The organism is Streptomyces sp. JJ36, assembly GCF_021696945.1.
Lineage (GTDB): Bacteria > Actinomycetota > Actinomycetes > Streptomycetales > Streptomycetaceae > Streptomyces.
In genome coordinates this window covers 46,126-53,928 of sequence record NZ_JACYHE010000039.1, presented here as the reverse complement: position 1 = coordinate 53,928, position 7,803 = coordinate 46,126, and the positions used below count along the sequence as shown (strand labels likewise).

Genomic DNA, 7,803 nt, shown 5'->3' with positions numbered 1-7,803 from the left:
CCGCAGGACGACGATCCAGCTTCCGGGCACGGCGGTGGCCTCGGGGGCGAGGCGGCGCGGGGCGGCGCCGGGGGCCGGCCGCGGCAGTGCCCGCGAACCGGCCGTGGCCTGCGGCAGTCTGCGGCCTCGGCCCGGCGGCGGCGTGCCGGCAGCCCACCCGGTCCGGTCTGCCCCGGCCGCTCCGGTGCACCGCTCGCACCGGGCGCCGTGTTCCGGCGCGGGGCCCGGCGGGCGCGGCTCCCGCGGCACGGTCCCGTCCCGCCCGGGCCGCGCCCCTGGGGCCCGGCTGCACCGTGGCCCGGATCCGCCGGCCCGGCCTCCGGGGTGTCGTGTCAGCCGGTCCGCCCGCCCCGCTGCCCGGCCTCCTGTCCGGCCCGGTCCGGCACCCCCGCCGCGGCCGCCTCCCGGGCCGGGGCGCGCAGCACCCCGGCCCCCAGCACCAGCCCGGACGCCAGTGCGGTCACCACTGCGAACGACACCGGCAGCGAGGTGGCCTCGGCGATCCAGCCGACCGCCGCCGGCGCCGCCAGCCCGGAGGCGTACGCCAGCGTCGCCACCCCGGCGATCGCCTGCCCCGGGGCGGAGCCACCACCGCGTCCGGCGGCCGCGAAGCACAGCGGTACCACCACCGCGATGCCCACGCCGATCAGCGCGTACCCCGCCACCGCGGCGACCGGCACCCGGGCGGACACCACCAGGACGCCGCCCGCCGTCGCCAGCACCCCGCCGGCGCGTACCGTGCGTACCGCCCCGAACCGCCGCACCGCTGCGTCCCCGGCCAGCCGGGCGGCCGCCATGGTGCAGGCGAACGCCGTGTAGGCGGCCGCGGCGAGCCCCGGCTCGGCGCCGGTCACGTCGCGCAGATAGATGCCGGACCAGTCCATCGAGGCGCCTTCGGCGAAGACCGCGCAGAACCCGATCGCCCCGACCGCCAGCACCCCGCGGGAGGGCAGCGCGAACCGCGGCGGCTCCGCGGCGGTGACCTCCGCCCGGACGTCCAGCGTCCACCGGCAGGCCACGGCCGCCAGCAGACCCAGGAACGGCGCGGCCAGCGCGGCATGCGCCGGCGCGGGCAGACCGGCGTGCGCCGCCACCGCTCCTCCCGCGCCGCCGAGCAGGGCGCCCACGCTCCACATGCCGTGCAGCCCGGACATCACCGACCGGCCGTAGCGCTCCTCCACCTGCACCCCGTGTGCGTTCATCGCCACGTCCATCAGGCCCAGCCCGCAGCCCAGCACGAACAGCCCCGCGCACAGCGTGCCCAGCCCCGGCATCAGCGGCGGCAGCAGCAGCCCCGCGCAGCACAGCAGCGACAGCAGCCGCAGCGCGCGCCGCGGCCCGTGCCGGTGGGCGACCCGGGCGGCCAGCGGCATCGCCGCCGAGGCCCCCAGCGTCACGCACACCAGCGCCAGCCCCAGCGCCCCCGTGCTCAGCCCCAGATGCTCCCGGAGCCACGGGATACGGGTCGCGAAGGTGCCGCTCACCGCACCGTGTGCCGCGAAGACCACCGCCACCGCGACCCGGGCACGCCGCACGTCCGGCGGTACGGCACCGTCCCCGGGCGCGCCGACCCCGCGCCTCGCGCCGGGGGAGGCGCCCCCCGGCCCGCCGGCGCCCTCGCCGGTCCCCGTGTCCTCTCCGCCCGCCGGTGCGCCTCCGGCGCCCGGCTCCTGTGCTGCTCGCTCCTGTGTCACGCGCCCACGCTACGGGGCCGTCCCCGGCCCGGGGCGGGGATTCTCCGGTGGCGGGGCGCAGCGCCGGATGACCGCACCGTGCACGCACGCGTGCGCTGCGTTGTGACCCACCCCACACGTCTCCGGTCGCATGCCCGCCCGGCGGCCGTGGCAGACTGGTGGCGTACCAGTGACGTCAGCGCACTCCGGGGTCGGTGAAAGTCCGAACCGGCGGTGAAAGTCCGCGACCCGGCCGCAGCCAGCGACCGGTTGACCAGGTGAAATTCCTGGACCGACGGTGAAAGTCCGGATGGGAGGCAGTGCGCGGCGGCCGTGACCGGTACGCCGCCGACCGGCGGCGGCCCGCTCCGTCAGGAGCGGCCTCCCGCCTCCGTCCGGTGCCCCGGTCCCGTGCCGTGCAGAGTCCCGCGAGCCCCGGAGTCCGTGCCCGAAGAGGCAGGAGGACCCGGTGGCCACCGCAGAGGCATCACCCGCCGAGCTCGCCGCCATGCGCCGCGCCCTCACCCTGGCGGCCCGCGGGCTCGGCTCCGCCAGCCCCAACCCCGTGGTCGGCTGCGTCATCCTCGACCCCGCCGGGCGCACCGTGGGGGAAGGCTGGCACCAGCGCGCCGGCGGCCCGCACGCCGAGGTCCACGCGCTCGCCGAGGCCGGTGACGACGCGGCCGGCGGCACCGCCGTCGTCACCCTGGAGCCCTGCGACCACACCGGCCGGACCGGCCCGTGCAGCGCCGCACTGCGCGAGGCCGGCGTCGCCCGCGTGCTCTACGCGGTCCCCGACCCGACCACCGACGCGGGCGGCGGCGCCGCCACGCTCGCCGCGGCCGGCGTCGAGGTGCACGGCGGGCTGCTCGCCGGCGAGGCGGCCGAGGTCAACGCCGCCTGGCTGACCGCCGTACGGCTCGGCCGCCCCCATGTGACCTGGAAGTACGCCGCCACCCTGGACGGGCGCAGCGCCGCCGCGGACGGGACCAGCCGCTGGATCACCTCGCCGGAGTCCCGCGCCGACGTGCACCGGCTGCGCGCCGAGTCCGACGCCGTGGTGGTCGGCTCCGGCACCCTCCGCGCCGACGACCCGCACCTCGCCGTGCGCGGTGTCGAGGGCGTCGGGCAGCCGCTGCGCGTCGTCCTCGACACCGAGGCGACGATCGCCCCCACCGCCCGCGTGCTGGACGGCGCCGCTCCCACCCTCGTGGCCGTCGCCGAGGACGCCCGGACCGAGCAGCTCGCCGCCGCGCTCGGCAGCGCCGCCGGGCCCGCCGGGCGCACCGAGCTGGTACGGCTGCCCCGGTCCGGCACCGGCCTCTCGCTGCCCGCGCTGCTCGACGCCCTGCACGAACGCGAGGTGCGCGCCGTGCTGCTGGAGGGCGGGCCGACGCTGGCCGGCGCCTTCCTGGCGGCCGGCGCCGTGGACCGCGTCGTCGGCTATCTCGCCCCCGCGCTGCTCGGCGCCGGGCCCGCCGCGCTCGGCGACGCCGGGATCGGCACCCTCGCCGGGGCGGTGCGGCTGACCGTGACCGGGACCGCGCGGCTGGGCCCCGACCTGCGCATCACCGCCGTGCCCGCCGGCCCGGACGCCGGACCCGCGGCCGGCGCCGACCGGACCGCCGACCCCGCCCGGACCGGCACCGCGCCGGTCCGCACCGCCTGAGGAGACCCGAGATGTTCACCGGAATCGTCGAAGAGCTGGGCGAGGTGGTCGCCGTGGAGAACCTGGGCGACTCCTCCCGCTTCCGGCTCCGCGGCCCCGTCGTCACCGAGGACGCCCGGCACGGTGACTCGATCGCCGTCAACGGCGTGTGCCTCACCGTGGTGGACGCCGGGGACGGCGAGTTCACCGCCGACGTGATGGCCGAGACCCTCACGCGCTCCTCGCTGGGCGCCCTCGCCGCCGGGTCCCCGGTCAACCTGGAACGGCCGACGGTCCTCGGCGGCCGGCTCGGCGGCCACCTCGTGCAGGGGCACGTCGACGGCACCGGCGTGATCCGGGAGCGCACCCCCGGCGAGCACTGGGAGCTGGTCCGCGTCTCCCTGCCGCCGGAGCTCTCCCGCTATGTGGTGGAGAAGGGCTCGATCACCGTGGACGGGGTCTCCCTCACCGTGGTGGAGGCGGGCGAGGAGCACTTCACCGTCAGCCTCATCCCCACCACGCTCGACCTCACCACGCTCGGCCGCAAGCAGCCCGGCGACCCGGTGAACCTCGAGGTCGACGTGGTCGCCAAGTACGTCGAACGGCTGCTCGGACCCGGCCGGACCGTCCCCGGCGGCGACGGCGGGCCCGGCCGCGCGGAGGCCGCCCGGTGACCGGCCTGCACTGGCTGGAGACCGAGGCGTTCGCCGCCTTCGGCCAGCACGTCATCTGGTCCGACCTGCTGGGCAACACCATCGGCCTGGTCGCGCTCGCCCTCGGCTGGCGCCGCTCGGTGCTGACCTGGCCCGCCCAGTTGCTCGCCGGGCTGGTCCTGGTCGCCGCCTACCACTCCGCCGACCTGGCGGGCGGCGTCGGCAAGCAGCTCCTGATCATCGCCCTCGCCGTCTGGGGCTGGCGGCAGTGGGCCCGCGGCGAGCGGCGTGCGCAGGACGGCGCGGTGGCCGTCCGCTTCGCCACCCGGCGCGAGCGCGCACTGCTGGCCGCCGGCACCGCCACCGGCACCCTGGCCGTCGGCGGCCTCTTCACCCTCGTGCCCGACCTCTCCTGGAACCCCTGGCCGGACGCGTACATCTTCGTCGGCACCGTCGCCGCGATGGTCGCCCAGGCCCGCGGCCTGGTCGAGTTCTGGTTCGCCTGGCTGCTGGTGGACCTGGTCGGCGTGCCGCTCGCCTTCAGCAGCGGTCTCGCCTTCTCCGGCCTCGTCTACGTCCTCTATCTCGGTCTCGTCCTGTGGGGGATGCGCGACTGGTGGCTGCGCACCCGCACGCCCGCGGCTCGGCCCGTCCCGGAAGGAATCGCCGCATGACCACGATGCCCGTACTGCACACCTGGCCCCCGGAGGCGTTCGGCGACCCGGACGGCACCGGCCTCGCTCTCGACCCCGTGGAGCGGGCCGTCGCCGACATCGCGGCCGGCCGCCCGGTCGTCGTCGTGGACGACGAGGACCGGGAGAACGAGGGCGACCTCGTCGTCGCGGCCGAGACCCTCACCCCGGAGACCGTGGCCTTCATGATGAGCGAGTGCCGCGGCCTCATCTGCGCCCCCATGGAGGCGGACGCACTGGACCGGCTGGCCCTGCCGCAGATGGTGGAGCGGAACACCGAGTCGATGAGCACCGCCTTCACGGTGTCCGTCGACGCCGCTCCCGCGCACGGTGTCACCACCGGCATCTCCGCCGCCGACCGCGCCACCACCATCCGGCTGCTGGCCGACCCGTCCGCGACCGCGGGCGACTTCGTCCGCCCCGGGCACGTCTTCCCGCTGCGGGCCCGGCCCGGCGGCGTCCTGGAGCGGCCCGGACACACCGAGGCCGGCGTCGACCTGGCCCGGCTGGCCGGGCTCCGCCCCGCCGCCGCGATCGTCGAGATCGCCGGCGAGGACGGCGCGATGCTGCGCCTGCCGGAGCTGGTGCCCTTCGCCCGCAAGCACGGGCTGGCCGTCATCTCCATCGAGGACCTCGTCGCCTACCGCCGGGCCGCCGAGCCCACCGTGCGCCGGGAGGCGACCACCCGGCTGCCCACCCGCTACGGGGACTTCCGGGCGCACGGCTACCGCTCCACCGCGGACGGCGTCGAGCACATCGCCCTGGTGGCCGGGGACCTCGCCGACGGCGGTGGCGAGGACGTGCTGGTGCGGGTCCACTCCGAGTGCCTGACCGGCGACGTCTTCGGTTCGCAGCGCTGCGACTGCGGCCCCCAGCTCCAGGCCTCCCTGGACCGCGTGCAGGCCGAGGGCCGCGGCGTGGTGGTCTACCTGCGCGGGCACGAGGGCCGCGGTATCGGCCTGCTCTCCAAGCTGCGCGCGTACGAACTCCAGGAGCGCGGCCGCGACACCCTGGACGCCAACCTGGAGCTGGGACTGCCCGCCGACGCCCGCGACTACGGGGCCGCCGCGCAGATGCTCGCCGACCTCGGCGTACGCTCCGTGCGGCTGATGACGAACAACCCGGAGAAGAGCGCCGCCCTGATGCGGCACGGGCTGCGGGTCGCCGGGCGGGAGCCGATGGCCGTGCAGGCCGGCGAGCACAACCTGCGCTATCTGCGCACCAAGCGGGACCGGATGGGGCACGACCTGCCCTGGCTGGACGGCGAGCCCGTCTCCGCCTGCGGCAACCAGTGACCGCCCCCGGGCGGCACCGCGTACCCGGCGCACACCTCAACGAACACCTCAGCGAACACTTCTCGACGAAGGAGCGACTCAGACCGTGAGCGGCAAGGGCGCACCCGAACTGACCGTCCGGAACTGCGGCGACCTGCGGGTCGCCGTGGTCGCCGCGCAGTGGCACGAGCAGGTGATGGACGGGCTGGTCGACGGCTCCCTGCGGGCCCTGCGCGAGCTCGGCATCGACGAGCCGACCGTGCTCCGCGTCCCCGGCAGCTTCGAACTGCCCGTGGTGGCGAAGGTGGTCGCCGGGCGCGGTTACGACGCCGTGGTGGCACTCGGGGTGGTGGTGCGCGGCGGCACCCCGCACTTCGACTACGTCTGCCAGGGCGTCACGCAGGGCCTCGTCCAGGTCACCGTGGACACCGGTGTCCCCGTCGGCTTCGGCGTGCTCACCTGCGACGACGAGCAGCAGGCGCTGGACCGCGCCGGGCTGCAGGGCTCCCGGGAGGACAAGGGGCACGAGGCCGCGACCGCCGCGGTGGCCACCGCCGCCACCCTGCGCACCGTGGCCGAACCCTGGCGCTGACGCCCCCGCGTGAGCACGTAGGGTGGAGCCACCATGGCGAACAAGACATTCGAGGAGCTCTTCGCCGAGCTCCAGCAGAAGGCCGCCGCCGGCGACCCCCTCACCTCCCGCACCGCGGACCTGGTCGGGCAGGGCGTCCACGCGATCGGCAAGAAGGTCGTCGAGGAGGCGGCCGAGGTGTGGATGGCCGCCGAGCACGAGGGGACCGGCCGCACGGCCGAGGAGATCTCCCAGCTCCTCTACCATCTTCAGGTCATGATGATCGCCCGCGGCGTCTCCCTCGAGGACGTATACGCTCATCTCTGAGCGCCGCCGGCCGGGCCGCACCGGCCCGGTCTCCGGTCCGGCCCGCCCGCCGGCCCGGCCACCGCACCCATCCCGTCCGCACACCCCCAGCACCGAAGGAAGCCCGTCCATGCTGCGCATCGCCGTCCCCAACAAGGGTTCACTGTCCGAGCCTGCGTCGGCGATGCTCCATGAGGCGGGCTACCGGCAGCGCAAGGACCGCCGCGAGCTGGTGCTCGTGGACGCGGAGAACGAGGTCGAGTTCTTCTTCCTCCGCCCGCGTGACATCGCCGTCTACGTCGGCTCCGGCAAGCTGGACATCGGCATCACCGGGCGCGACCTGCTGCTGGACTCCGCCGCCGACGCCGAGGAGATCATGCAGCTCGGCTTCGCCGGCTCCACCTTCCGTTACGCCACGCTGCCCGGCACCGCCAAGGACGTCAGCGAGTTCGGCGGGATGACCGTGGCCACCTCCTTCGCCGGGCTGGTCCGGCAGCACCTCGCCGACCACGGCGTCGACGCGTCCGTCGTCCGTCTCGACGGCGCCGTGGAGACGGCGATCCAGCTCGGCGTGGCCGAAGTCATCGCCGACGTGGTGGAGACCGGCACCACCCTCCGCAACGCCGGCCTGGAGATCATCAGCGAGCCGATCCTGCACTCCGAGGCCGTGGTGATCGGCCGCGTCGGCGCCGAGGAGCTCCGGGAGGACGCCAAGGTGCAGCAGTTCCTGCGCCGCATGCAGGGCGTCCTGGTCGCCCGCCGCTACGTCATGATGGACTACGACATCCGCGCCGAACGGCTGGAGGAGGCCGTCGCCCTCACCCCGGGCCTGGAGTCGCCCACCGTCTCGCCGCTGCACGACCAGGGGTGGGTCGCCGTACGCTCCATGGTGCGCACCAAGGAGGCCCAGCGGATCATGGACGACCTCTACGAGCTCGGCGCCCGCGCCATCCTGACCACCGGCATCCACGCCTGCCGCCTCTGAC

The 7,803-nt window shown here is 76.1% G+C and carries 8 protein-coding genes and 1 riboswitch; of the genes, 7 read left to right on the top strand and 1 reads right to left on the bottom strand.

Features of this window, described 5'->3' with window-relative positions; all coding sequences use genetic code 11:
* Positions 1-332: 332 nt before the first annotated feature.
* Entirely contained in the window at positions 333-1,535 is a 1,203-nt protein-coding gene (locus HOY81_RS16335; protein ID WP_237321155.1) for an MFS transporter, read from the bottom strand.
* A 335-nt stretch (positions 1,536-1,870) separates the two neighbouring features.
* Positions 1,871-2,001, top strand: a riboswitch (FMN riboswitch).
* A 180-nt stretch (positions 2,002-2,181) separates the two neighbouring features.
* Between HOY81_RS16335 and ribD the strand changes: the two genes are divergently transcribed.
* From ribD to hisG, 7 genes are all read left to right on the top strand, one after another.
* On the top strand, positions 2,182-3,342 hold the full coding sequence (gene ribD, locus HOY81_RS16330) for a bifunctional diaminohydroxyphosphoribosylaminopyrimidine deaminase/5-amino-6-(5-phosphoribosylamino)uracil reductase RibD (protein ID WP_237321154.1): 1,161 nt from the start codon (positions 2,182-2,184) through the stop codon (positions 3,340-3,342).
* Between the two features lie 11 nt (positions 3,343-3,353).
* Positions 3,354-3,995, top strand: coding sequence for a riboflavin synthase (locus HOY81_RS16325; protein ID WP_237321146.1), 642 nt, complete (start codon positions 3,354-3,356; stop codon positions 3,993-3,995).
* The gene (locus tag HOY81_RS16320) at positions 3,992-4,648 is read left to right on the top strand and encodes a nicotinamide mononucleotide transporter family protein (protein ID WP_237321145.1); all 657 of its coding nucleotides are present in this window, start codon (positions 3,992-3,994) and stop codon (positions 4,646-4,648) included. The genes HOY81_RS16325 and HOY81_RS16320 overlap by 4 nt, the downstream gene beginning before the upstream one ends.
* Before the next feature lie 5 nt (positions 4,649-4,653).
* Positions 4,654-5,961, top strand: coding sequence for a bifunctional 3,4-dihydroxy-2-butanone-4-phosphate synthase/GTP cyclohydrolase II (locus HOY81_RS16315; RefSeq protein ID WP_237321153.1), 1,308 nt, complete (start codon positions 4,654-4,656; stop codon positions 5,959-5,961).
* Positions 5,962-6,046: 85 nt separating this feature from the next.
* A complete protein-coding gene (gene ribH / locus HOY81_RS16310) occupies positions 6,047-6,532 on the top strand; it encodes a 6,7-dimethyl-8-ribityllumazine synthase (RefSeq protein WP_237321144.1) in 486 nt (161 codons plus the stop codon).
* Between the two features lie 33 nt (positions 6,533-6,565).
* Positions 6,566-6,838 (top strand): phosphoribosyl-ATP diphosphatase, encoded by a 273-nt coding sequence (locus tag HOY81_RS16305; RefSeq protein WP_237321143.1) that lies wholly within the window; start codon positions 6,566-6,568, stop codon positions 6,836-6,838.
* A 109-nt stretch (positions 6,839-6,947) separates the two neighbouring features.
* The gene (gene hisG / locus HOY81_RS16300) at positions 6,948-7,802 is read left to right on the top strand and encodes an ATP phosphoribosyltransferase (protein WP_237321142.1); all 855 of its coding nucleotides are present in this window, start codon (positions 6,948-6,950) and stop codon (positions 7,800-7,802) included.
* Position 7,803 lies beyond the last annotated feature (1 nt).

Bases quoted from the DNA above. Each gene is read 5' to 3' on its own strand.
- HOY81_RS16315 (WP_237321153.1), top strand. From the start codon at position 4,654: ATGCCCGTACTGCACACCTGGCCCCCGGAGGCGTTCGGCGACCCGGAC.
- HOY81_RS16305 (WP_237321143.1), top strand. From the start codon at position 6,566: ATGGCGAACAAGACATTCGAGGAGCTCTTCGCCGAGCTCCAGCAGAAG.
- HOY81_RS16325 (WP_237321146.1), top strand. From the start codon at position 3,354: ATGTTCACCGGAATCGTCGAAGAGCTGGGCGAGGTGGTCGCCGTGGAG.
- hisG (WP_237321142.1), top strand. From the start codon at position 6,948: ATGCTGCGCATCGCCGTCCCCAACAAGGGTTCACTGTCCGAGCCTGCG.
- ribD (WP_237321154.1), top strand. From the start codon at position 2,182: ATGCGCCGCGCCCTCACCCTGGCGGCCCGCGGGCTCGGCTCCGCCAGC.